Consider the following 290-nt stretch of genomic DNA (forward strand, 5'->3'; position numbering starts at 1 on the left):
GTTATCCGTACTCGCGCCACTACGTCGCGTGCGCGCCGATCGCGGGCTCGGGCCGCAGCATGCAGCGCGACGACTGGTACACCTCGCGCCGCAGCGCGAGCGAGCTGGCCTCGCCCGAAGCGGTGGGCCGCTACGCCGCCGAGCGCGCGCTGTCGCGCCTGAACGCGCGCGGTCTGGACACGCGCAAGGTGCCGGTGCTGTTCGAGGCGCCGCTGGCGGCGGGTCTGCTCGGCGCGTTCGTGCAGGCCGTGAGCGGCGGCGCGCTGTATCGCAAGACTTCGTTCCTCGTC

General features: G+C 73.4%; 1 pseudogene. It reads left to right on the forward strand.

Annotation, left to right across the window (positions count from 1 at the left end):
* Positions 1–290: pseudogene (gene pmbA / locus SB751_RS29505) on the forward strand (metalloprotease PmbA); the annotation flags it as partial.

The organism is Cupriavidus sp. SIMBA_020, from assembly GCF_046535395.1.
Lineage (GTDB): Bacteria > Pseudomonadota > Gammaproteobacteria > Burkholderiales > Burkholderiaceae > Cupriavidus > Cupriavidus campinensis.